The organism is Sorangium sp. So ce327 (assembly GCF_051530205.1).
Lineage (GTDB): Bacteria > Myxococcota_A > Polyangia > Polyangiales > Polyangiaceae > Sorangium > Sorangium cellulosum_B.
The window spans coordinates 8,892,250-8,916,077 of sequence record NZ_CP150330.1 but is presented as its reverse complement, the minus strand read 5'-3'; the positions used below and the strand labels follow the sequence as shown (position 1 = coordinate 8,916,077).

16 protein-coding genes are annotated in these 23,828 nt (G+C 71.2%); 6 read left to right on the top strand and 10 right to left on the bottom strand.

Going from position 1 to position 23,828, the window contains the following annotated elements; all coding sequences use genetic code 11:
- The first annotated feature begins 103 nt into the window (after positions 1-103).
- Positions 104-757, top strand: coding sequence for an MBL fold metallo-hydrolase (locus WME95_RS33270; RefSeq protein ID WP_437903369.1), 654 nt, complete (start codon positions 104-106; stop codon positions 755-757).
- Positions 758-922: 165 nt separating this feature from the next.
- Positions 923-2,041, top strand: a complete 1,119-nt coding sequence (locus WME95_RS33265) for a branched-chain amino acid aminotransferase (protein ID WP_437903367.1) — start codon at positions 923-925, stop codon at positions 2,039-2,041.
- A 225-nt stretch (positions 2,042-2,266) separates the two neighbouring features.
- Here WME95_RS33265 and WME95_RS33260 read toward each other — a convergent pair whose 3' ends face one another.
- From WME95_RS33260 to WME95_RS33225, 8 genes are all read right to left on the bottom strand, one after another.
- Positions 2,267-3,661: a sigma-54-dependent transcriptional regulator gene (locus WME95_RS33260; RefSeq protein WP_437903365.1), complete on the bottom strand. Its 1,395-nt coding sequence runs from the start codon at positions 3,659-3,661 to the stop codon at positions 2,267-2,269.
- Positions 3,662-3,816: 155 nt separating this feature from the next.
- Positions 3,817-4,257, bottom strand: a complete 441-nt coding sequence (locus tag WME95_RS33255; protein ID WP_437903364.1) for a response regulator — start codon at positions 4,255-4,257, stop codon at positions 3,817-3,819.
- Between the two features lie 75 nt (positions 4,258-4,332).
- On the bottom strand, positions 4,333-5,934 hold the full coding sequence (locus WME95_RS33250; protein WP_437903362.1) for a protoglobin domain-containing protein: 1,602 nt from the start codon (positions 5,932-5,934) through the stop codon (positions 4,333-4,335).
- 14 nt (positions 5,935-5,948) lie between these two features.
- Complete coding sequence (locus WME95_RS33245) at positions 5,949-6,479, bottom strand: adenylyl-sulfate kinase (RefSeq protein ID WP_437543161.1); 531 nt, start codon at positions 6,477-6,479, stop codon at positions 5,949-5,951.
- Positions 6,476-7,591 carry an aminoglycoside phosphotransferase family protein gene (locus WME95_RS33240; protein ID WP_437903361.1) on the bottom strand — a complete coding sequence of 372 codons (1,116 nt, stop codon included), beginning with the start codon at positions 7,589-7,591 and terminating at the stop codon, positions 6,476-6,478. Before WME95_RS33240 ends, WME95_RS33245 begins: the two co-directional genes overlap by 4 nt.
- 246 nt (positions 7,592-7,837) lie before the next feature.
- Positions 7,838-9,715: a multicopper oxidase family protein gene (locus WME95_RS33235; protein ID WP_437911050.1), complete on the bottom strand. Its 1,878-nt coding sequence runs from the start codon at positions 9,713-9,715 to the stop codon at positions 7,838-7,840.
- Between the two features lie 462 nt (positions 9,716-10,177).
- On the bottom strand, positions 10,178-11,269 hold the full coding sequence (xylF, locus tag WME95_RS33230; RefSeq protein WP_437911049.1) for a D-xylose ABC transporter substrate-binding protein: 1,092 nt from the start codon (positions 11,267-11,269) through the stop codon (positions 10,178-10,180).
- Positions 11,270-11,346: 77 nt separating this feature from the next.
- Positions 11,347-12,696: a glycoside hydrolase 5 family protein gene (locus WME95_RS33225; RefSeq protein ID WP_437903360.1), complete on the bottom strand. Its 1,350-nt coding sequence runs from the start codon at positions 12,694-12,696 to the stop codon at positions 11,347-11,349.
- A gap of 702 nt (positions 12,697-13,398) precedes the next feature.
- Here WME95_RS33225 and WME95_RS33220 point away from each other — a divergent pair.
- Complete coding sequence (locus WME95_RS33220; protein WP_437903359.1) at positions 13,399-14,517, top strand: sterol desaturase family protein; 1,119 nt, start codon at positions 13,399-13,401, stop codon at positions 14,515-14,517.
- Between the two features lie 37 nt (positions 14,518-14,554).
- Here the strand turns inward: WME95_RS33220 and WME95_RS33215 are convergent, their stop codons facing one another.
- The gene (locus tag WME95_RS33215) at positions 14,555-18,499 is read right to left on the bottom strand and encodes a serine/threonine-protein kinase (protein WP_437903358.1); all 3,945 of its coding nucleotides are present in this window, start codon (positions 18,497-18,499) and stop codon (positions 14,555-14,557) included.
- Between the two features lie 781 nt (positions 18,500-19,280).
- Complete coding sequence (locus tag WME95_RS33210; RefSeq protein WP_437543150.1) at positions 19,281-19,625, bottom strand: hypothetical protein; 345 nt, start codon at positions 19,623-19,625, stop codon at positions 19,281-19,283.
- Between the two features lie 86 nt (positions 19,626-19,711).
- On the opposite strand from WME95_RS33210, the gene WME95_RS33205 reads away from it, so the two are divergent.
- The 3 genes from WME95_RS33205 to WME95_RS33195 all read left to right on the top strand — a co-directional run bounded on the left by WME95_RS33205 (position 19,712) and on the right by WME95_RS33195 (position 23,754).
- Complete coding sequence (locus WME95_RS33205; protein ID WP_437911048.1) at positions 19,712-21,310, top strand: amidase; 1,599 nt, start codon at positions 19,712-19,714, stop codon at positions 21,308-21,310.
- 248 nt (positions 21,311-21,558) lie between these two features.
- A complete protein-coding gene (locus WME95_RS33200) occupies positions 21,559-22,257 on the top strand; it encodes a hypothetical protein (protein WP_437903356.1) in 699 nt (232 codons plus the stop codon).
- Between the two features lie 375 nt (positions 22,258-22,632).
- Complete coding sequence (locus WME95_RS33195) at positions 22,633-23,754, top strand: ADP-ribosylglycohydrolase family protein (protein ID WP_437903355.1); 1,122 nt, start codon at positions 22,633-22,635, stop codon at positions 23,752-23,754.
- Positions 23,755-23,828 lie beyond the last annotated feature (74 nt).

The window sequence follows — 23,828 nt, the reverse complement described above, 5'->3', positions numbered from 1 at the left end:
CGCGTCCTTCAGCGCCGCGGCGCCGCGCGCTCCGGGCGGTGCTCGACCGGCGCTCGCGGCGCCGCCTCGCCGACGATGTCGCGCGTGGAGGTCGGGGCTCCGCGTGCTACAAGCTCGCCCTGTGCTGCTCGAGACGTTCTCCGTCGGTCCGCTGGGGTGCAACTGCTCGATCCTCGTCGACCCCGTGAGCAAGGGCGCCGTGGTCATCGACCCCGGGGGCGATTTCGACAAGATCCGCGCGCGCGTCGAGCAGGCCGGGGCGAAGGTCGCGGCCATCGTGCACACGCACACCCATATCGATCACGTGGGCGCCACGGCGCCGCTCCAGCGCTGGTCCGGCGCCGCGGCCCGCATTCACGAGGCCGACCGCTTCCTCTACGACATGCTCCCCGTCCAGGCGGCGATGCTCGGCATTGCGCTGCCGGAGCGGTGCGAGGTCGACGGCGACCTGAACGACGGCGCGGTCGTGAAGGCGGGCGGGCTCGATCTGCACGTGCTCCACACGCCGGGGCACACGCCGGGCAGCGTCTCGTTCCTGGTGCTCGCGGAGACGGGCGCCGTCGCGTTCACGGGGGACACCCTGTTCCGGCGCAGCATCGGCCGGACCGATCTGTGGGGTGGCGACTCGCAGGCGATCGTCTCCTCCATCCGGGGCAAGCTGCTCACGCTCGATCCGTCGACCCGGGTCGTTACCGGACACGGCCCCTCCACGACGATCGGCGAGGAGCGCGACAGGAATCCCTTTTTGCGGTCGTGACGCGCCGCTCGCTCGCGCGCTCGCTTGTACACGTCGCCGCGGTGCTTTCTCGCGAGAAAGTGCTTGCATCCCGTCAGGATTCTTTCGAAAAATGCCGCGCGACGATGACGCGCGTCGGCCCACTCGAGCCGGGTCGACCGCTGTCCGCCGCGGAAGTCGAGCACGATGAGCACCGAAAGCGCGCCTGCCACGAAGGTTGATCTCGAGATCCTAGCCACGCCGCATCCCCTCGGCGACGCGGAGCGCGCGCAGCGCATGCAGAACCCTGGCTTCGGGCGCGTGTTCACGGAGCACATGGTCGTGATCCCATACGCGGCGGACAGGGGCTGGCTCCGGGGGCAGATCCGGCCGTACGCGCCGATCACGCTCGATCCTGCGGCGATGGTGCTGCATTACGGTCAGGCGATCTTCGAGGGCTTCAAGGCCTATCGGCAGCCGGACGGGCGCATCAAGACGTTCCGGCCGGAGGCGAACGCGCGCCGCTTCAATAGCTCTGCCCGCCGGCTGGCGATGCCGGAGATGCCGGTTGATCTGTTCGTCGGCGCGGTCGACGCCCTGATCCGCCAGGATCGCGCATGGGTCCCCTCGCCCGTGGGCGAGAGCCTGTATATCCGACCGTTGATGTTCGCCACCGAGGTGGCGCTCGGGGTGAGGGCGTCGCGCGACTACGATTTCCTGGTGATCGCGTCGCCTGCGGCCGCGTATTTCCCTCAGGGCGTGAAGCCGGTGACGGTCTGGATCTCGGAGGATTTCGTCCGGGCGGCGCCGGGCGGCACGGGCGCGGCCAAGTTCGCGGGCAACTACGCCGCGAGCCTGCTCGCGCAGATGAACGCCGCGGCCGAGGGCTGCGCGCAGGTGGTCTGGCTCGATGCCGTCCAGCGCAGCGTCGTCGAGGAGATGGGGGGAATGAACATCTTCTTCGTCTACGAGGAGCGGGGGCGCCCCGTGATCGTGACCCCCGAGCTGACAGGCACGCTCCTGCCGGGCATCACCCGCGACAGCATCATCCAGCTCGCCCGGGATTTCGGCTATGCCGCGGAGGAGCGCAGGGTCACCTTCGACGAGTGGCGCGCGGCGGTGCGCGAGGGCCGCATGACCGAGGCGTTCGCGTGCGGGACGGCCGCGGTCATCACGCCCATCGGCGCCGTGAAGTCCCGCGAGGGGACCTTCTCCATCCACAACAACGAGACGGGCCCCGTGGCGGCGCGCTTCCGCGAGGCGCTGCTCGACATCCAGCACGGCCTCGCCCCCGATCGCCACAGCTGGATGCACGACGTGGTCTGAGCGGACGGTCACCCGCTTCGGATACGGGCCCACCTCGGCGTTTTCGGTGCTCAGCGCACCGGAGTGCGCTTCCGCGCCGAAAACGCCGATCTGGGCCCGTCTCCTGTGCGGGAGACCGCCGCTCTGCTCGGCATGGTGCAGAGGGAGACCGCCGCTCTGCTCGGCATGGTGCAGAGGGAGACCGCCGCTCTGCTCGGCATGGTGCAGAGGGGGGCGAAAACCGCTCTACTGGGCCGCTGGCGGGCGCTTGGACTTCGCCGTCAGCCCGTATTCGTGCAGGCGGTACTGGATGGTGCGTATGCTGATGTCCAGGAGCTCGGCCGCGCGCGTCGTCGAGCCGTTCGTCGCCTCGAGCGTCGACAGGATGGCATAGCGCTCTATCTCCGCCATGGTGGCGCCCGGGATCCGCAGGGCCCCCTTGGCGACCGGCGCGGCGTCGATGGGGAGGTGCTCCGCGTCGATGCGCGCGTCGTCGCACAGGACGACCGCCCGCTCGATCGCGTTCTCGAGCTCCCGCACGTTCCCCGGCCACCGGTGCGCGATGAGCTTCGCCCGGGCCTCGTCGGTGAACCCCTCGATCTTGCGGTGGTTCTCCGCCGCGAACCGGCGCAGGAAGTGATTCGCCAGGAGCAGCACGTCGGTGTCGCGGATGCGCAGCGGCGGCATGTCGATGTGGACGACGTTGAGCCGGTAGTAGAGGTCCTCCCGGAAGTGGCCCTCCTGCACCGCCGCCGCGAGATCGCGGTTCGTCGCCGCGATGAGCCGCACGTCGACGGTCACGGAGTCGTTCCCGCCGACGCGCTCGAACGTCCTCTCCTGGAGGACGCGGAGCAGCTTCACCTGCGTCGAGGGGGCGATCTCGCCGACCTCGTCGAGGAAGAGCGTCCCGCCGTGCGCCTGCTCGAACCGCCCGATGCGCCGCTTGTCGGCGCCGGTGAACGCGCCGCGCTCGTGGCCGAACAGCTCGCTCTCGAGCAGGGACTCCGCGAGCGCCGCGCAGTGCAGCGTCACGAAGGGCCCCTTGGCGCGCGAGCCCTTCGCGTGGATCGCGCGCGCGAGCTCGCCCTTGCCCGTGCCGCTCTCGCCGGTGATGAGCACCGTCGCCCGCGCGCCCGCCACCTGCCGGGCCATCCGGTAGACCCTCTGCATCGCCGGGCTCGTCCCGATGAGCCCCTCCACGCCCTCGCCCTGGCGCTCTCGCAGCTGCCGGCGGAGGTTCTCCGCCTCGACCCGGAGCGCGCTCCGCTCGAGGGCGCGCTCCAGCGTGAGGAGGAGCGCGTCGAAGTCGACCGGCTTCGTCAGGTAATCCTCGGCCCCCGCCCGCATCGCCAGCACCGCCGAGGTCACGTCCCCGAACGCGGTGACGACGATCACCGGCAGCGCCGGATCCTGCTCGCGCAGCTTCCCGAGCAGCGCCACCCCATCCATCCTGGGCATCTTCAGATCCGTGATGACGACGTCCGGCGGCCGCTCCGCCGCGACCTCGATCGCCTCGACGCCGTCCGCCGCCGCGTCGACGGTATAACCCTCCTGGCGCAGCAGCTTCTCCAGCCCCGAGCGCGCGCTCGCCTCGTCGTCCACGACGAGCACCCTCGAGCTCTGCCTCTTCTCAGCGTTCATATCGTTCCTTCCGAACATACCGTGTCCGCGAGGCGCTGCGACACTCGTTCGGCGGCGGCAGGGGGCCGGCGGGAGGGCCGCGCCGGGGCAGGCGGCGGGCGCCGCAGCCGTTGCACGCGGGCGCAAGCCGTTCGCCGGGCCTGCGCGCCCCCCGATCAGGCCGGGGGAGGGAAGGGGGAGCTCGGCCGCGTGGCGCGCGAGGCGTCGGCGAGCGCCGCGTCCGCGGTGGCGCGGAGCTCGTCGCTCAGGGCGATGTAGTCGATCGGCTTCGTGTGCACAACCGCCGCGGGCTCCAGCCCTCGCCCGAGGCGCGCCACGAGGTCGGGGTACCCGGTGAAGAAGAACAGCGGGAGATCCGGCCGGAGCGATCTCGCGTAGCGCGCGACCGCGATTCCATCGGCGTGGGGCATCCGGAAATCGGTCACCAGGATGTCCGGGATCGGGCGGCGGGACAGCCGCGCGATGGCGAGCGCGCCGTTCGTGGCCAGCTCCACCCGGAAGCCGTCCTCTTCGAGCAGGCGCTCGAGGAGGCGAGCGCTCTGCACGTCGTCGTCCACGAGCAGGATCAGCGGTTGTTCGGTGCTGCGCGGTTCCACGCCCGGATCTCTACCAAGTTGCGTGCCAGCCCTCGGGCCGCCGCCGCGCGCGGCCAGCCAGGAGAGCGGCGGAGGTCAGCCGGAGCGGCGCAGCGGGAGCGTCACGCGGAAGAGCGTCTTCCCCGGGCGGCTCTGGAATTCGATGGTCCCCTCGTGATCGGTGACGATGCGGTGAGCGATCGCCAGCCCGAGCCCGGTGCCGTTCGGCTTCGTCGAGAAGAACGGATCGAAGATCGGCGCGTCAGGGCTCGCGATCCCGGGGCCGTCGTCCTCCACCTCGACGACGGCGTGGCGCGGCTGCCGCCGCGCGCGGAGGGTGACCGTGCCGCCTCCGGACGCGTCCACCGCCTCGATCGCGTTGCGGAGCAGGTTCAAGAGGACCTGCTCGATCTTCGCCGGATCGAGGTCGAGCACGATGTCGGTCGAGGGCAGGTCGACCTTCACCGCGGCCTGCGCGCCGGCGCCGTCCGACGACGCCGCGACGCGCGCCGCCCGCTCGCAGAGCGGGACGACGGGCGTCGGCCGGAGGTACAGCGGCTGCGGCCGGGCGAAGTCCAGGAACTCGCTGACGAGCGCCGAGAGGCGGCGGATCTCGTCGCGGACGACCTGGATCGCCTCCAGCGTGTCCGGGTCCTTCAGGCCGGCGCGCGCGAGCCCCCGCTCGAGGAAGGTCACGTGGAGCTGCGCGCCGTTCAGCGGGTTCCTGATCTCGTGCGCGAGGCCCGCCGCGAGGGTCCCCACCGCGGCGAGCTTCTCGCTCTGGCGCACGCGCGCGGCGAGCGCGTTCTCGTCGGTCGTGTCCTGCCCGATCGCGAACAGCACCACCTCGTCGTCGGCCGCGGAAGGGGCGTACGCGAGCTGCCAGCGCAGATCGCGGATCTTGCCGGCGCGCGTGCGCACGATGCTCTCCAGCAGATCGACGCTGGGGCGGCGGCCAGCGGCGACGTCCTCCACCAGCGCGCCGTGATCCGCGCGGATCTCCTCGGGGAGGAGCGCCTCGACGAACGGCACCCCGAGCACGTCCTCGCGCGCGAGCCCCGTGATCCGCTCCGCTTCCCGGTTGAAGAGCCGCACGATCGCGTGCGCGTCGAGGCCCACGACGAGGACGCGGGCCAGCTCGACCGCGCTCTTGTACCGGTGCTCCGTGCGCGCGAGCGTGCGGCCGACCTCCTCGCGGTCCAGGCGCTCGGCGCGCTGCGCGCGCGCGAGGAAGTCGTCGCGGTACGTCTCGAGCATGATGGCGAGCTCGAGATCGAGCACCTTGCTCACCGCCGCCCTGACCGGGATCACCTCCGCGCCGAGCGCGCCCTGGGCGATCTCGTGGAACGCGAGCCGGATGAGCGTCATCGCCGTGAACATGTACCGCTGGGGGAGGCCCACCCGGACGTGGATCCGCCCGATCTTCGCGCTCTCCTCGAAGTACGCGCCGTCGTAGGGCCCCGTGCAGATGCGCGTCATCCAGCGGACGAGCGAGCGCTTGAGCCGCTCCACCTGCTCCTCGCCGGTGAAGACGTCGTGCGCGCCCTCGTGCTCGCGGATGCGATCGTAGAACTCGTCGGCGATGCGGGGGAAGTGCGGCTCCGCGTGCGCGCGGAGCACGGCGAGCCAGCGCTCGTCCTGCTCGCTGAAGCGGACGTACCGCTTGATCTCGTCGAAGAGCGTCTCCTGCGCGGGCACGGTGACCGTGTTTATCACGGCCCCGCCCCCGCCGAGGCGGACCAGGATCTCGCGCGCTCGATCAGCGCCGCGAGCGCCGCCTCGTCCTCGCCGCCGCGCGCGACGAGCTCCGGCGCGAGCGGCGCCTCGTAGTCGGCGCCCGCGCCCGGGAGCGCGCCGATCTCCCCGGCGCCGGCCGCGTGGTAGAGCCCCTTCGGGTCGCGCTCCCTGCAGGTCGCCGGCGCGACGTCCACGTAGACCTCGATGAGCCGCGGCGCGAGCGCGCGGGCGCGCTCCCGGTAGGCGCGGCGGTGCGCCGTCGCCGCGACGATCACGATCGGCCCCTGGCGCGCGAGCAGCGCCGCGAGGCGCGCGAGCGTCTCGTAGAAATCGTCGCGAGCGCGCGGGTCGTAGCCGGGCCGCGGGACCAGGGCGTCGCGCACCTCGTCCCCGTCGAGGAGGCAGCTCGCCCGCCCCTCGCCGAGCAGCGCCCGGTGCGCCCGCGCGGCCAGCGTCGATTTACCCGACGACGGGAGCCCCGTGATCCAGACGACCCCGCCGCTCACGCGAAGAGCCTCTCGGCGTCGTCCGGATCGAAGCGCGGCGCGTCGAGGGCGCGCTCCACGAAGGAGAGCAGCGCGTCCCTCGCCCGCGCCGTGACCGCGGGGTACCACCCGGGGTTGGCCAGCACGAGCGCGCGCCACGCGAGGAACGGCGCCGCCACGTCGAGCAGCCCCGCGGCGCCGCCCGAGCCGAGGTAGACCTCCCAGAGCCGCCGCCACAGCGCGCGGAAGCCGCCCTCCCACGCACCAGGCGCGTCCAGCGCGAAGAAGACGTAATTGATGGCGAGGCAGGTGACGTCGTCCGCGGGATCGCCCTGGGACCCGCGGCTCGTGTCGAGCAGCGTGAGCCGCGACGCCTCGTCGAACACGATGTTGAACGGGTGGAAATCGCCGTGCGTGCGGGCCAGCCGATGATCCCGGCCGCGGAGCTTCCATCGCCACGCCACGCAGCGCCGCTCGATGGCCTGGAGCCGCTCGGGCGGCGCGCCGGGCACGTCGTCCGGATAGCCGTCGATGATGCCGAAGATGCCTTCACCGTGGCCCACGAGATCGCGCGCCGCGCGGCGGTAGCTGCCCGGCTGCGCGCCCTTCGCGCCGTGGAGCGCGATGAGGTACCTGGCGAGCGCCTCGCAGCGGGCGAAATCCTCGGGGCCCGCGCGCCGCTCCCTCGCGATCCGGCGCAGATCCGCGGCGTAGACGTCTCCCTCCGCGTACGTGGTCAGGAGATAGAACTCGCCCGCGTCCCGCAGGGACAGGAAGTGACCGTCGCGCGTCAGCGAGCCGACGTCCACGACCTCGACGTGCGCCGGGATCGACCCGAAGGTGTCGAAGGCGAGCAGCGCCTCCGCCGCGCGATCCGCCCGCCTGTCGTGGCCGAACGCGTCCGCCGTCGACGTGTGCAGGACCAGCTTCTGCCTGGAGCCATCGGGCCTCACCACCGTGATCCGGCGGGGTACGCCGTAGCCGGCGGCCTTCTCGGTCTGGTCGTGGCCCGAGGGGTTGTCGGGTCCGAGGAGGGTGATCTCCTCGACGCGCGCCTCAGGAAACGCTGCATCGATGAGCTCGCGGACCGGGCGTGCGGGATCGGATTCAGGCAGGACCGACGGGGCGCTCATGGTCTCCTCGGATGTGGCGACGTGCTCGAGTGAGCATGTGCGCAGCAAGAAGCAGGCCGCATAGCTGACGAGCCTGCTCCAGAAGCACCTCGGGGAGCGGGTCGGATCCTGGAGCGCGCGGGGCCTTCGGCGGGCTGATGAGCGCGGGCACGCACCGGGACCGGGCCGGGCGCTCGCAGGACCTGCGCTGCCGCGCGAGGCGTGCGCGGGGCCGCGCGACGTCGCGCGGCGTCAGGCGGGGCGGGATCAGCGGGTCGGGATCCCGGGCGGCGTGGGACCGATCTGGTAAGGCCGCATCATCTCGTTGTCTTCGTGCTCGAGGATGTGGCAGTGCCACACGAACCGGCCGGGGCTCTCGAACACCATCTTGATGCGCGTGATCTCGAACGGCAGCGCGACGACGGTGTCCTTGCGGCCCTCCTCCCCGGCCTCCGGCGGGCGCGGGGCGCCGTCGAACGGCTGGCGATCGACGATCGCGAAGTGGACCTCGTGGACGTGGATCGGGTGCGCGTCCACGGTGAAGTTGTAGATCTCCCACACCTCGGTCGATCCCAGGGCCGGGTTCTCGGTGATGGGATCGTGCCAGAAGAGCGGCCTCGCCGCGCGGGAGCCCGGAGGAGGCTCCAGCGTGCCCAGCGCGGCCACGCTCAGGCCGGCGTCGGGCCGGAGCGCGGAGCTCAGGTCGTTCAGGGACACCTGGCGCACGAGCGCCGCATCTCCGAGGGGGGCGAGCCGCGGCAGCGCGAGCCGGTGCGGTGGCGTGCTCGAGTCCGCGCCGGTCGCCGGCACGACGCGGAACTGCATCACCTGCCCTGTCGTCGCCGGATCGGCGGCGGCCTGCGGGCCGCCGGTGAACGGCGCGTCCGGACCGAGGTTGAGGAGGACGGGCTCGGCGCCGGCGCGGACGCCGCTGAAATCCACGATCACGTCCGCGCGCTCGGCCGGAGCGAGCAGGAGGGTCCCGCGCTCCACGGGGGAAGGGAGGAATCCGCCGTCCGAGCCGATCTGCCAGAACGGGAGGCCGTTATCCATCTTCAGGATCAAGAACCGCGAGGCGCTGCCGTTCAGGATGCGGAAGCGGTACCGCCGCTGCTCGACCTCGAGATAGGGCCATGCCTGGCCGTTGACGACGATGACGTCGCCGAAGAACTCCGGGACCCAGATCGGCGAGATATCGCCCTTCGGGATGTAGATGTCCGCGAGCTCGGGGGCGAGCCCGCGCGACGCTGGATAGAAGAGCGACCCGTCGTCGTTGAAGGAGCGGTCCTGGATCAAGAGCGGGATCTCGTACACCCTCGCTCCTGGGCGGTCTCCCGGTCGCGGGGCTGGTCCGGGCAGGACGCCCTGCGGCAGATCGTCCGGCCCGCCGCGGATCAGGTAGAAGCCGGCCGGCCCCGCGTAGACGTTGAGCCGGGTGATGCCGAGCGTGTGGTCGTGGTACCAGAGCGTCGCGGCCCGCTGGTCGTTCGGGTACTGGAACACGGCCGCGCCCGGCTCCCACAGGCCCCCGAGCGGCGACGTGCGCTGGTAGTAGTCGTAGAAGGTGCCCGTCGCCGCGTACCCCTCGGGGATGTCGGTCGCCGCGGGGAGATACCAGGCCTCGGGATAACCGTCGTTCTCTTGCCCCATCCTGGCCATCCCGTGGAGGTGCGTGACGATCGGCACCGGGCCCCGGTACGGTCCTGGCGGGCAATCGCCAGGGAACGCGGGCCGGCTGTCGCGGCCCTGCGCCCCGCCGGGCGGGTTGGCCCAGTGCAGGGTCGGGTCGACAGGGAGCAAATGAGGGAGGAAGCGGCCGGTCTCAGGGTCCCTGAGATCGTTGATCCACTTCACCCGCACCGGCCTGCGGTACCTCGCCTCGACGGTGAACGCCGGATAGGCGAACGTCTCCGGGTGATGGACGGAGCCGTAGCTCCAGACGGTCGTCGGGGGCAAACCCAGCTCGGGTGGAAGGATGTGCTGCTCGATCTGCCGGACGGCGATCTCGTAGGCGTCGCTGCCCGCGCTGCCCGCGCCGAGCCCCGTGGCCAGGGGCATGACCTCCGGGATGAGCAACGGGCGCGTGTACCTGGGGATGGCGGCGCCGGAGAGGGTCGGGGCCGAGCCCGGGACGTCCGGACACATGGACACGGCCGCCCTCATCACGCCACCTCGCCGGAGCGCCGTGACCCCGTCGCGGTCGGACCGTGCTTCCGTGGCTCTCGTCGCTTCATGGAGGACATCGCGTCTCCTTGCCTCGCGCGGCGCTGCGAGGGCGCAGCATCATGACCAGCGCACGGCTCCGGTCCACGCAGGAAGCACCGGATTCGAGGAGCCCCTGGATCACGGACGATCGCCATGATCGCAAGGCCCCCGGCGACGCGCCGCGTTCCGCCGTTCGGAGCGGGGTTGCCTCGGACGATGCGCCGCCCACGGACCGCGGGTGAGAGGGGATGTTGCGTGCCGGTGGCTCTCCGGGCGAAGAGCCTCATCGAGGATCGCGGCCGTCGAGACGGGCGCAGAGGGGGAGGGGCGGACCTGACCCGGCGGCTGGTCGCCTCGCGGCGGCCGGGGCGCTCGCCGGGCCCTGGATGTCCAGCTAGGGGCCTACTTGGCCGGCCACTGGTCCTTGGGGAGGTCCTTGTAGACGTCCTCGACCTTGTGGAAGCCGTCCGCGATCACCGTCGCGGCGAGGTTGTCCTTGTCCACGGCGACCGGCGTGATGAGCACGCTCTGGACGTCCTTCTTGCCGTTGTTGACCGTCTGCGTCTTCTCGCCGACGGGCTCCTTCTTCGCCAGCTTGACGGCGAGCTCGGCGGCCTTCTCGGCGAGCAGCTTGAGCGGCTTGTAGACGGTCATGCTCTGGGTGCCGGCCGCGATCCGCTGGCAGGCGGCGAGCTCGGCGTCCTGGCCCGAGACGCCGACCTTGCCGGCGAGCTTCTGCTCGCCGAGGGCCTGGACGGCCGCGCCCGCGAGCCCGTCGTTCGACGCGACGACCGCCGTGACGTTGTTGTTGTTCTTGGTGAGGGCGTTCTCGGTGATCTTGAGCCCCTCGACCGGCTGCCAGTCCTTGGCCCACTGGTCCGCCACCGTCTTGATGTCGCCCTTGTCGATGAGCGGCTTCAGGATGTTCATCTGCCCTTCGCGGAAGAGCTTCGCGTTGTTGTCGGTCGGGGAGCCGCCGATGAGGATGTAGTTCCCCTTCGGGAACTTCTTCACGAGGGCCTCGGCCTGGAGCTCGCCCACCTTGACGTTGTCGAAGGACACGTAGAGGTCCACGTCGGAGTCGAGGATCAGCCGGTCGTACGCGATGACGGGCACGCCCTGCTTGTGCGCCGACTCGACGATGGTGGCCGTCGTCTTGGCGTTGTGGGGCACGACCACGAGCACGTCGACGCCCTGCGTGAGCAGGTTCTCCGCCTGCGAGTTCTGGAGGGCGTCGTCGCTGTTCGCGGACTGCACGAGCACCTGGGCGCCGAGCGTCTCGGCCTTCGCCTTGAACAGGTCGCGGTCGCGCTGCCACCGCTCCTCCTTGAGGGTGTCCATGGAGAAGCCGATCGTGATCTTGTCTTTCTTCTTCTCCGGGCCCTTGGCTTCCGCACCCTTGGCGGCTGCTGTTGCCTCGGGCTTGTTCGCGCTTGCGCCGCCTTCATCCGGCTTCGAGCAGCCGGCCGAGAACGCGAGCGAGAACAACGCCATGAGAAAGGTGGAGCGACGAATCAAGGTGACCTCCGCGTGAGATGAATGGGATAGGGGCTCTGTTATGGCCGCCGGCGCTACTGCGTCGAGTTGAGCTGGTCGGCGTAGCTCATGATAAGATTCAAGGTTTCCGTGTCGTCATCGTACACCGAGTACCACCCCTGGAGCTCATGGGGCGGATCGCCGATGTAGTCGTTGCCGAGGAGCCAGTAGTCGTTGCCGTCGTCCGACGGCCTCCCGATCCCGGCCCAGGCCCAGAAGTTGACGCCGGCGAGCTCCGGGTTCTCGACGACGGCGTCGAACATGGAAGCGTAATACTCGTTCCGCTTGGCGACGGGCGACGAGACCGGCTCGGACTTGTCGTCCCGGGCGAGCCCGAACTCCTCCACGACGATCGGCTTGTTCAGCTCCCTGGCGTGCGCGAGCTGCGCGTCGATGTACCCGTTGCTCTTGGTGATGGCGGCCAGGAGCCCCTTGTCGGCGGCGCTGTCCATCGGCAGCGACGGGTCGTACCACTCCCAGTTCTCGGGCCACACGTGGAAGGTGAGGTAATCGATGCCGGGCACGTCGTGGAACGCCCTGTAATCGCTGTTGGCGTAGTCGCCCCAGTTATAGGACAGGTCGCCCTCCGAGCCGATGGAGACGAGGTGGTTCGGGTCGATGTCCTTGATGAACTTCGCGTTCCTCTCGACCCAGAGCTTGAAGAGCGGGCCCCAGCCCTTGAACGATCGCGGCTCGTTCCCGAGCTGCCACGCCATGATCCCCGGATGGTCCTTGAGCTTCTCGATCAGGACCTTGGCCCGGCTGAAGTAGAACTCCTGGGCCTTCTCGTTGCAGAAGAACAGCGACGAGAGATCCATCTGGTCGGGCCACGGGTTCGTGTTCGGATCGAGCGTGCCCGAGTGAGGGATGGCCCACTCGCCGATGGCCACGGCCTGGCAGTCCTGGCCTGTGCCCTGCTGGAACCGGATCGAGCCGGTGAACGGCACGTGGTGGTCCGCCGCGAGCAGGGCAGCGCCCGTCGTGGGGTGCGTCAGGCCGACCTGGTACGCGCTGAAGTCCTCTCCGCAGGAGAGGGTCGGCTGCTCGTGAGCCCACTTCATGTACTGGGGCATACCGCCGGACCAGTGCCAGAAGTCGTTCAGGGTCATCACCGCCTTCATCCCGCGGCTGTGCATCTCGTCGAGCACCGTCACGAGGTTGTCGGCGAACGCCTCGAGCTGCGCATCGGCGCACGGCTTGTCGGATGATGCCGGAAAGATCCGTTGCGGGCCGTACTTCTGATCGTTCTGCTGCGCCGCGGGGATGTCGCCCTCGCTGAGCGCCATGATCCTGAGGTTCAGGGCGCCGTGGGCCTCGAGGATGTCGAGCTCGGTGCGCAGGCGCTCGCGGCTGATGTAGGGAGCCGACCAGAAGTTCGTGCCCATATACCTGTACGGTTTCCCGTCGAGCGTGAGCTTACTACCTTCGGCGCGGACGTAGCACTTTTCCGGTTGCTGGGCGCAGTCGAGCGCCTGGCCGCCGCCGGTTCCGTCCCCGCCGCCGCCGGTGGCGTCGCTTCCGCCGGTCGCGCCGCTTCCGCCGCCGCCGGTGGCGTCGCTTCCGCCGGTGGCGTCGCTTCCGCCGGTCGCGCCGCTCCCGCCGCCGCCGGTGTTGCCGGACCCGCCCGTGCCGCCGGAGGGCGCGGGGTCCGCCGGGTCGGAGGAGGAGCACGCGGCGAGGGAGAGCAAACCCAAAGCGAGCAAGACGGTCTTCTTCATGGTCGGTTCCTCATGGGGTTCGAGTGTCGTTCCTCACGGATCGCTGAGCCCTGCCGCCCGGAGCGCGCGTCCGGTTCGCAGGGATCTGCCGAGCTGCTGCGCCACCGTCGCGGGGTGGCATCGCCGGCGGCGGCGGCGAGCTCCCCCTGATCCGCGACGATACAAATCTCCGCTCCCGGTGGTCGCTCACGCGCCGGCGTGGCTCGTGGCAGACCACTTAAACGGTTCAGCGTCAACAGGGAAGAGGCCGGCTGGCGTGGCGCCTCTCGCGTGGTGCGTCTCCGGGCGCGCCGGCGGGGTTCCAGGCTAGACTGGGCGGACGCGAGCCGATCCGCCGCGCGGCGGCTCCATCTCCATGGAGGACGGCAGATGTCGCCGAGCTTGATCCTGTTCGCGGTGCCGGCCTTCTTCGCGCTCATCGGCGTCGAGCTCTGGCTCTGTCGCCGCCGCGGGCGCCGCGACTACCGCTTCTCCGACGCGCTCGCCAACCTCTCGTGCGGGGTCGGGCAGCAGGTCATCGTCTCCGTCGTGAGCGGCGGAGTCCTCGTCTATCTCTTCCTCTTCGAGCGCGCCGCGCTCGCGCGGCTGCCGGAGGGCGCGTTGTGGAGCTGGGCGGCCTGCTTCGTCGCTGTCGACTTCTGCTACTACTGGGCGCACCGCGCGAGCCATCGGGTGAACTTCATGTGGGCCGCGCACGCGGTCCACCACCAGAGCGAGGACTACAACCTCTCGGTCGCGCTGCGCCAGAGCTGGCTCCAGCGGGCCTTGTACTGGCCGTTCTTCTGGCCGCTCGCCGTGCTCGGCTTCCCCACGGGGATGGTCGTCACGACGTATACGCTGAACGTCCTCTATCAGTTCTGGATTCACACGCGGCTCGTCGGCCGCCTCGGTCCGCTGGAGTGGGTGCTGAACACGCCATCTCATCACCGCGTGCACCACGGCGTCGACGCCGCGTATCTCGACAGGAACCACGGCGGCGTGCTCATCGTCTGGGATCGGCTGTTCGGCACCTTCCGCGCCGAGGGGGCGCCCCCTCGGTATGGCGTCGTCCAGCCGCTGGCCAGCTTCAGCGCGCTGCGCGCCAACGTCGACCCGTGGCGGAGGCTCGCGCGCATGGCGGCGGCGGAGCCGCGCCTCTCCGGCAAGCTGCTTGTCTGGTTCCGGCCGCCGGAGTGGCGGTCCACCGCGACTTCGCCCGACGAGGGCCCGCTGCGCACCGACCCGGATTACGTCCTTCACGACGTGGCGCGCCCCCGCCGGGCGCGCGTGCTCGCCGCGGCGCTCTTCCTCGCGGCGCTGCTCGGCGCGATCGCGTTCCTCTACGCGTCGCCGAACATGGCCGCGGGCCCGCTGTGGGCGGGGGCGGCCGTCCTCCTCGCGGCGCTCGCGGCGGTCGGAGCGCTGCTCGACGGGCCGACCCTGCCGGCGCCGGCGCAGGGCGCGGCGGCCGCGAGCTCTCCGAAGGAACTGCCGATCTCGCCGGCGTGAGCCGCCCGTGTATCTCCGTCGTGAAGAGCGATAGACGCTAGACCCCTCGTCGTTCCGTGGAGCCCCCCTCGTCGATCCACGCGCGCGCCAGCTCGAGCGTGCGTGCGTTCTCCTCGACGCGCTGGAGGAACTGCTCGCGCCGCGCAGCATCGTCGAGCTGGGCGGCGGCATCGAGGAGCCTCGTCCGGGCGTGCGCGATGGCGGTCCGGGCCGCCGGGAGGTCGCCCGCCGCGAACAGCGCCTCGGCGTAGACCAGGCGGGCGAACGCCTCGCCCTCCTCGACCATGCCCAGCCGGTCGAGCAACGCGACCGCCGCGCGCGCCTCGGCGAGCGCCTCGGGGGTCTCGCCGCGCGCGAGCAGGACGGCCGAGAGCGTCGCCCGCGCCAGCACGACGAGCGGACCTATCCTCTCCAGCTGCGCCACGGCGCGCCGGGCCTCGGCCTCGGCGCCGGCGAGATCGCCCGCGCGCATCAGGCACCCGGCGAGGTAGGTGCGCGACGCGCCCGCGAGCCGGCGATCCCCCTGCGCCTCCAGGAACGCGATGGCCTTCATCAGGGCCTCGCGCGCCTCGTCCAGCGCGCCCAGGCGGCAGAGGGGCGCGCCGAGGGTGCTCCACGCGACCGCCATGCAGCCGTCGAGGCCCATGCGCTCGGCGTCCGCGAGCGCGCCGCGCAGGATGGTCTCCGCCTCGGCGTACGCGCCGAGCTGGTGCTCCTGGAAGCCGAGATCGAGCCGGCAGAAGCACGCCAGGCGCAGGTTCCCCGCGCGCTCGTGGGAGGCGACCGAGCGCGCGAGCAGCGCCCGGCCCGAGCCGTGCCGGCCCGCGTACAGCTCGCGCCAGGCGCGCTCGCGGAGGACGACCCCGCTCACGGCCGGGTCGTCGCAGAAGCGCTCGGCCGCGGTGTCGATGAGCGCCTGGAGTGGCGTGGCGTGCGCGTAGAGGCCGCTGATCGTCAGGTAGAGCGCCGTCCCCGCGGACGCCGCCAGGAGCGGGCCCGTCGCGCCCTCTCCCGTCCAGGCGTCCGCGAGATCGCCGCTGAGGCTGGCGAGGCGGTCGTGCTGCCCCAGCCGGGCCAGCACGACCGCGGCCTCGCGCACGGCGGCGAACCAGGGCGCGCTGCGCCGGGGCAGCTCCTCCACCGCCATGGTCGCCCAGCGCGCGGCCTCGACGAGCTCGCCGCGCCAGTGGTGCGCCTCGGCCCGGTGCAGGAGGACCTCGCCGCGCGCCTCGCCGCTGATGCCGAGCTCGATGGCGCGCCCGGTCCACGAGAGCACCACGACGAGGTCGTTCGCGGCGAGCGCCTGCGCCGCGGCCTGATGATAGAACGCGGCGGCGCGCAGCGGCTCGCCGCCCCGATCGAAGTGCTCCGCGATCACCGCGGCCGAGGGCTCGGCCGCGCGCTGGAGCCACTCGCCGGCGAGCCGGTGGCCGAGCGCGCGATCCTGGTCGGTGAGCATCCCGTACGCCGCCTCGCGCACGAGCGCGTGGCGGAAGACGAGCTCCCGCTCTCCCTCGAACCTCGCCTCGTCGCGCGCGCCGATCCATTCCAGCCGCTCGAGGCGATCGAGGTGATCCGCGAGCCCGGAGAGGCCGCCGGGACCGCCGAGCAGCGCCTCCACCGCGCCCCGCCAGAACACCCGCCCGAAGATGCTCGCCGCGCGCAGCACCTGCCGCGCCGCGCTGTCGAGGCGCTCCAGCCGGGATTGCACCATCGCCAGCACGGTCTCCGGGAGCGCGCCCTGGCTCCCCTCGGACGTCGCCCGGATGAGCTCCTCCAGGTAAAACGCGTTGCCGTCGGCCTGCGCCACGAGCTGCGCCACGGTCTCGGCGCTCACCCCGTCGCCGAGGACGTGCCGCACGAGCCGCGCGCCCGCCCTGGAGCTCAGCTCCTTGAGCCGGAGCTCCTGGAGATCCCTGTGGGCCCAGAGCCCTGGGAACAGCGTGTACACCTCGGGGCGCGCCAGGGCGAGCACCAGGAGGGGCTGGTCCACGAGCCGGCGCAGGGCGTCGTTGATGAACTGGACGGTGGGCAGGTCGCCCCAGTGCAGGTCCTCCAGCACGAGGAGGAGCGGCTGCGCGGCGCACGCGGCCGAGGCGAAATCGAGCCAGGCCCTGCGCATCTGATCGCCCATCAGCGGGGCGTCCTTGCGGGCGGCGCGGAGGGGCGCGCTGTCCTCGTCGGGGAACGGCGCGCCCAGGAGCTCGCCGAGGAACTCCGCCACGCGCCGCGCGTCGGCCGCGCGGACGCGCTCGGTCACCCGCGCGAGCAGCTTCTCCCGGCGCGCCTCGATCGGCTCTCGGTCGCGGATCCCGCACGCGCCCTGGAGGGCCTGCCGCAGCATCCCGAACGGGGCGCCCTTGCGGAGCGGGTCGCCGCGGCCGATCCAGACCGCGACAGGCTCGTCGCGCTGCCGGACGCGGCGGATGATCTCGTAGGCGAGGCGCGACTTGCCGAGCCCCGCCGGCGCGGTGACGAGCACGGCGCGCGCCCGCGACTCCTCGATGCACCCGGCGAGGAGGGCCTCGAGGGTGGCCACCTCCCAGTCGCGCCCGACGCAGGCCGTGGGCTTGCCGAGGAGCAGGCGCGCGCCGCGGGCGAGCGGCTCCTCTCCCCGGAGCCACAGGCCCGCCTCGGTCTCGACGACCTCGAAGCGGGCGTCGAGCAGCGCGGCGGTCACCTCGTCGATGGCGATGGGCGTCCCCCGTCCTGCCGCCGGCGCGCCCGGGAGCGCCGCCGTGGGCTGCGCCAGCATCCGGACGGCGCGGTCGATCACGTCGCCGACGGGCCGGCCGCCCGTGACCTCCACGCGGCCGGTCGTGAGGACCACCGGCCGGTCCCCGCCGGCGGCGCGGAGCAGGAGCGCGCAGCGGGCCGCCTGCGCGGCCTGATCCGTCGCCACGCCCGCTCCCAGGAGGATCACCAGGATCGACCCGTCCGCCAGGAGCTCCAGGCACGCGCCGAGCGCCTCGATCTCCCGGCGCAGCTCCGGCGACACGACGGCGACCACCGTCTCGGAGTCGGCCCGCCCCGGGGAAGCGGCGAGCCGCGGCCCGGGTCCCATCAGCGCCACCGAGAGCACCCGCCGCTCCTTGTGGGTCAGCGAGGACTGGCGGCGCAGGTTCGAAGGCGGCGGCTCCGACGGCGCGCGCGACAGCGGGGAGACGCCCATGGCCTCGAGCGCCGCGGCGATCTCCGCGCCGTCGCGGGGGCGGTCGTCCGGGTTCTTGGCGAGCATCCGGGCGCAGAGCGCGTCGAGGGCGGGGGGGACGCCGGGGCAGAGGGAGCTTACCCGCGGCACCTCGTCGAGGAGGATCTTCGCGAGGACGGCCATCAGGTGAGCCCCGCAGAAGGCCGGCTGGCCGGTGAGGCACTCGAACAGCACGCAGCCGAGCGCGAAGACGTCGGCGCGCGTGTCGACGTCCTGCCCGCTCCGGGCCTGCTCTGGCGCCATGTACGCCGGGGTCCCGACGAAGGCGCCCGTCCGCGTGAGCCGCGTGGCGTCGGGGATCCCGGCGATGCCGAAGTCGAGCAGCTTCACGCGCGCGGCGTCGCCGTTCACCAGGAACAGGTTGCTCGGCTTGAGATCGCGGTGAACGACGCCGCGCGCGTGGACCGCCGCGAGCGCGGCGGCGGCGCCCACCATGAGCGCGATCGCCTCGTCCACGGTGAGCACCCGGCGCTGGAGCCGCTGCTCGAGATCCTCGCCATCGAGCCACTCCATGGCGAGCCACGGCGCGCCCGAGGCGCCGAGCCCGTGCGCGACGTAGCGTACGATACCTGGGCAGGAGAGCTCTGCGAGCACCCTGGACTCGCGAGAGAGGCGCGATTCGTCGCCGGATTTCTGGTCGTCGAGGCACACCTTGACGGCAACGACCTCGCCCGAGCGCCGATCGACCGCCTGGAAGACCGCCCCCATGCCGCCGGCGCACGCCCGGCCCACGATCTCGAAGCGGCCTCCGAGCACTTCCCCTGGTTGCATCCCCTCGAGTATCGGCGTCTTGGGCCGTGAAAGTCCACGGCGAGCGCCGGGGCTGGCCGTCGAGGTCGACGTGCGGGGAGGCGCGGAGCGTCGCCCCCGTGTCCGTGGCCAGCCGCACCGCCGTCCGTCCAGCAGGGGCGAGGAGCCATTGGGCGATTTCTTGTGACGGATTCTGAGTCCTGTCTCCCCTCGAGGCCTGTCTCTGTTCCTCGAGACCGGTGTTCTGATCCTCCGCAAGCGGCTCAGATCAAGTGACGACTTCTCTGACATGGGAGGACGACGTGTGACGTGTGCCGGCGCGCCGCGCGGCGCTTGGCTCTGCAGCATCGCCCGCCGGGGGCGAAGCCGGGCCGACGTGGACGAGCGTCCGCAGGCTTTGGAGTATGTATAAGGAGGCCCCCTTCGATGGGTGCGTGAGCTGTTGATTGGGTGGTGTTTTCCAGGGGGAGCGGAACCCATGGTTCCAAAGAATGCTCTCCCACCCCGGGGCAGGCCTCCGCTGACCGTCGGCTGGCCGCCATGACGACGATGACAGCCGGTCACAAGGCTGCTCCGTCGCTGCCGGCGATGCGCCGCCCCGTCGGGGGCACGGTGCACGGTGCGTGCCAGCAAGCCGCGCTTCAGGGGCCAGCGCGGCCAGCGCGGCCAGCGCCAGACATGGAGCACGAGGGAGGCAGCGACAATCCCAAGCTATTCAAAAAATTCGAACATCAACTTGCCACCGAACCCCGACTTGCTATATCTTACATGAAGTATGATGCGCCTAGCTCTCGCATATTCTTCATCTTTGTAGGAGAGCAACCGCGTTCAAGGCGCGCATCTTCTGTCTCTGTGTCACCTGCTTGGCTGGTAAAAAGCCACGAAGAATCTTCTGCTCAAGGCCGCTGTACATCCTAGCTAAATTGGCTCTCGACGAACCGTCGAGATGGTGCGAGCCAGTTGGTTCGCTGGACGGGTTGGTGTTGTCATTGTCACGGGTTGGCGATTCGTCCTCGGCGACGGGCGCCATCACATGGCCTTGATCGAACGGAGCGCGACGATTCCATGCCTCGTCGAGCTCTGGTCCGCTGTGCTCGTGTGATTCGAGCTCGAGGTTCCGAATCGGCACCCGACGGCGGAGGTCCATCCGGCATAGGGTCGATGTCCTGAAGTGAGAGGGAGCAGTCCATCGTGAACAAGAACATTCTGTCTGGCGCTGCCTTGGCAGCAGCCATGTTCGTTGGTATTGCCGCAGGGGCTCCCAGCACCACCTATGGTGCGACCGCCTCCGTTGGCGCCCCCGCTATCGACGTATCTGAGCTCACGATCTCGAAGGTGCAGTGGGCGTACCTGATGCGCCGTTACACGGCGGAGGCGCTGACGAACGCCTATCTCTCGAGGATCGCGCAGTACGAGTCGTCTTACAACGCGTTCACCTCGTTCAACCCGGACGCCGTCGCGCAGGCGCGCGAGATCGACAGGAAGCGCAGGAACGGCGTGGCCCTCGGCCCCCTGGCCGGGATCCCCGTTGTCATCAAGGAGTCGATGGATCACGTCGGCTTGCCGTCGACGGCGGGCTGGGCTCCGCTCAGCTCGCAGGTCGCCGGCGGTGTCGATCTGCTCCCCATCAAGAACTCCGTCGTCGTCGATCGGTTGATCGCCGCCGGGGCCATCATCCTCGGGAAGACGAACATCCCGGCCTTCAGCGACGACGGCACCCGAGCGAACAGCAGCTGGGCGGGGCCCACCTACAACGCCGTGGACCCGACCCTGGTGCCCGGGGCGAGCAGCAGCGGCACCGCCACGGCGGTGGCCGGCAACTTCGCCGTGCTTGGCCTCGCGGAGGAGACGGGGGGATCCATCCAGAACCCTGCGGCCGCGCAGAGCCTCGTCGGCATCAAGCCGACGTTCGCCCTCGTCCCCACGGCCGGCGTCGTGCCCCTGGCCGGCAGCACGAGGGACGTGGTGGGCCCCATCGCGCGGACCGTCCGCGACGCCGCCATGGTGATGGATATCCTCGCGGGCTACTCCCCGGAGGACCCCAAGACGAGCCTGTCCAATGGACACCTCCCCGTGGGGGGCTACACGAGCCAGCTGAGCAAGACCGCCCTCTGCGGAAAGCGAATCGGCCTGTACGGCTCAGGGTGGCGCAACGGCGGCCTGTCTCCCGAGACGCAAGCGCTGTACGAGCAAACGATCGAGGAGCTGGAGGACGAAGGCGCGATCGTCGTCGAAGATCCCTTCGCCGGGAGCGGCTTCGCCGCTCTGGCCTTGCCCAATGAGCCCTATGACATGCGAGGGACGGAGTCTGTGGCCTACGACTTCCAGCGCTACCTCAAGGGGGTCAAGATCGGCGGGACCGTCGTCGGCTCGATCGACGGACTGGCGGCCTTCACGGGGATATCTCCGTTCGATCCCGTCGGAGGGCCGCTGTCCTGGTACGTCGACGAGCTCCCCGTGCTGGCCGCCTCGCTGCTCTTCCCCGAGGACGCGCCCGATCTGTCGGGCTTCTGGGCGCTGCGGGACCAGTACGTGAACGTCTTCAATTCCGTGATGGCGACGCACGATCTGGACGGCCTCGCGTTTCCGCAGACCTATGACACGGTGCCGGAGCTGGCTGGCTCGGACACCTATCCCGCGACGACGGAGTCCGCGATCAACATCGCGGGCTTGCCCGGGGTGGTCGTGCCCGCTGGTCAATACAGCGACGGAGCTCCCTTCAGCCTGATCTTCGTCGGCCCTCACTGGAGCGAGGCTGAGCTGCTGGGGTTCGCCTACGATTACGAGCAGGCGACTCAGCACAGGATCGAAGCTCAGCTGACCTCGTGGTGAGCTCGCGCCTCGCACCCCCGGCGCTGCCGGGGGTGCGACGGACGAGCGCGCGCGCGGTCGCTCATCCCTCATCGTGGTGACGATGCCCCCCAGGGACGCCAGGGGTCTGGCGGCACAACCGGAGGACGGTGCCAGGGCGTCCAGGCGCACGCTGGCACACCCGCGGCACAGGTTGCGTGTTGCACCGTCGTTTGGCCGTGGTTTTCGTCTGCCATGAGGTTGGCGCTGGTCGTGCAATGGTGGACGCCATGACGACGAAGAACGCTTCCATGCTGTGGATCCTGGCGCCCCTGCTGCTGGCCGCCTGTGACGTGAGCTTCATCGAGGGCGCGATGGACGACGGCGGGGCGAACGACCCCGTCGATCCGTCGGGCGAGAGCGGTTCGAACGACCCCGCCAATCCGCCGGTCGAGAGCGGCCCGATCGACACTGCGGGCAGCGGCAGCTCCGGGGGCGACGGTGAGCCAGGTGATGCGTTGCCGGCTGTCGCCTTGACGCGGGCTCAGATGGCGGTGCTCTGGGACCGGTACTGGGAGAGCCAGGGTGACGTCGGAGGCAGCAGCGGGTCGGGCGGCGGCGGCCCGGCGCTCGATCCCAATGACCTCTTCCTTCGTGCATCGGATCTCGGTGTCTCGTGCGGCTCCCCGACCACGCATCTCACCTGCGGCGGGCACTGGGCGCTGAGCATCGTGCTGCCCAGCGCCTACCAGCAGGTCGGCGTCTACGATCTCGAGGATCCAGCGCTCGTCAGCTATAGCCACATGAGCGAGACGGGCGAGCCCTACTCTCCGCAGCCGGACGACTGCCCGTGGGGTGGTGGGTCGTTTGGACCGGGCACGCTCGAGATCCTCTCCATCGACGAGGCCGAGGTGCGCTTCCGTCTCAGGGTGGGCTCGCTCTGGGAAACCGATCCCAGCGGCGAGTACACAGCTCCGCGCTGCCCCTGAGGCGCAGGCGTCCTGGGGGGCGGGCTCGGCGGTGGCCGCTTCGCTGAGCTCGTCGTCGGTGCTCGGAGCACATGGGAGCTGGCAGGCTCGAGCGCTCGAGTGACCGGGGTGCGCTGGCCCAGGAGCACGTCGCGGCCACCGGTGACATCTATTACGCCGCGGCGGCGCCGGCGGGCGTAGCCAGCCACGCGCGCGGAGGGCCGAAGACGCCGAGAAGGGCCTGGTTCCGGAGCGGATTACCGCGGCTCTCGCGACACGGTGTCGATCCGCCTGTCGAGGGACTGCCATCCTGGCAAGCCGCCGCCCTGGCGAGGGGGGTGAAAGCTCGGATCTCCGCTGCTCTCTCCGGGCACGGAACGTGAAGCGCGCGGTCGCATGGCCATCGAGACGACTCCCATCGATCGCGAGGACCGCCTCGCTGGCGTCCTCCTGGGGACGGCGGTCGGCGACGCGCTCGGCCTGCCCAGAGAGGGCCTGTCGCGCCGCCGCGCCGCGCGCCTCTTCGGCGCGTCGCCGATCGAGCACCGCTTCGTGCTCGGCCGCGGGATGATCAGCGACGACGCCGAGCACGCGTGCATGACGGCCCAGGCGCTCCTGGCCGCGCCGGGGGACGCGGCGCGGTTCGCGCGCGCGCTCGCGTGGCAGCTCCGCGGCTGGCTCGCCTCGCTGCCGGCGGGCGTCGGTTACGCCACCTTGCGGGCGATCCTCAAGCTGTGGCTCGGGTTCTCTCCGGAGCGGAGCGGCGTCTTCTCCGCGGGCAACGGCGCCGCGATGCGCGCGCCGATCCTGGGCGCGGCCCTCGCGCTCACGCCTTCGCGCATCGATTCCATGGTGCGCGCGTCCACGCGCCTCACGCACACCGATCCACGCGCCGAGGAGGGCGCGCGGATCGTCGCGCTCGCGGCAGCGTATGCCGCGGTGCGCACGCCCGAGCAGGTGAGTCCGGCCGAGCTGCTCGCGCTGCTCCGCGAGCGTGTCGCGGACGAGGAGTTTCGCCGCAGGCTCGACCGCGCGGCGGAGCTGCTCGGCCGGCGCGCCTCGGCGGAGGACTTCGCTGCGGCGATAGGCCTCCATCAGGGCGTGAGCGGCTTCATCGTGGACACCGTTCCAGCGGCCCTGTTCTGCTGGCTCGCGCACCCGGGCGATTTCCGGCGCGCGGTGGAGGACGTGATCCTGCTCGGCGGCGACGCCGACAGCACGGGCGCGATCGTCGGCGGCCTCGCGGGCGCGACGCTGGGGGCGCGCGGGATCCCTGGCGCGTGGCTCGACGGGATCGCCGATTTCCCGCGGTCGGTCGCGTGGATGCGGCGGCTCGGCGCGCGGCTCGCGCGGCGTTTCCGGGGCGAGCACGACGAGGGCGCCGCGGCGGGGGAGGAGCGAACCGCTCGAGTGGAAGGGCCTCTCGGCCTCTTCTGGCCGGTATTGCCGTTGCGCAACCTGGTCTTCCTGGTGCTGGCGCTGGGGCACGGATTCCGGAGGATGCTGCCGCCTTATTGAAGCGGGAGGAAGGTCGTGCCGGTATTGCACGCTCGACGAGCCTTCGCCGAGATGCGCCGCTGAGCTGGTGCTCT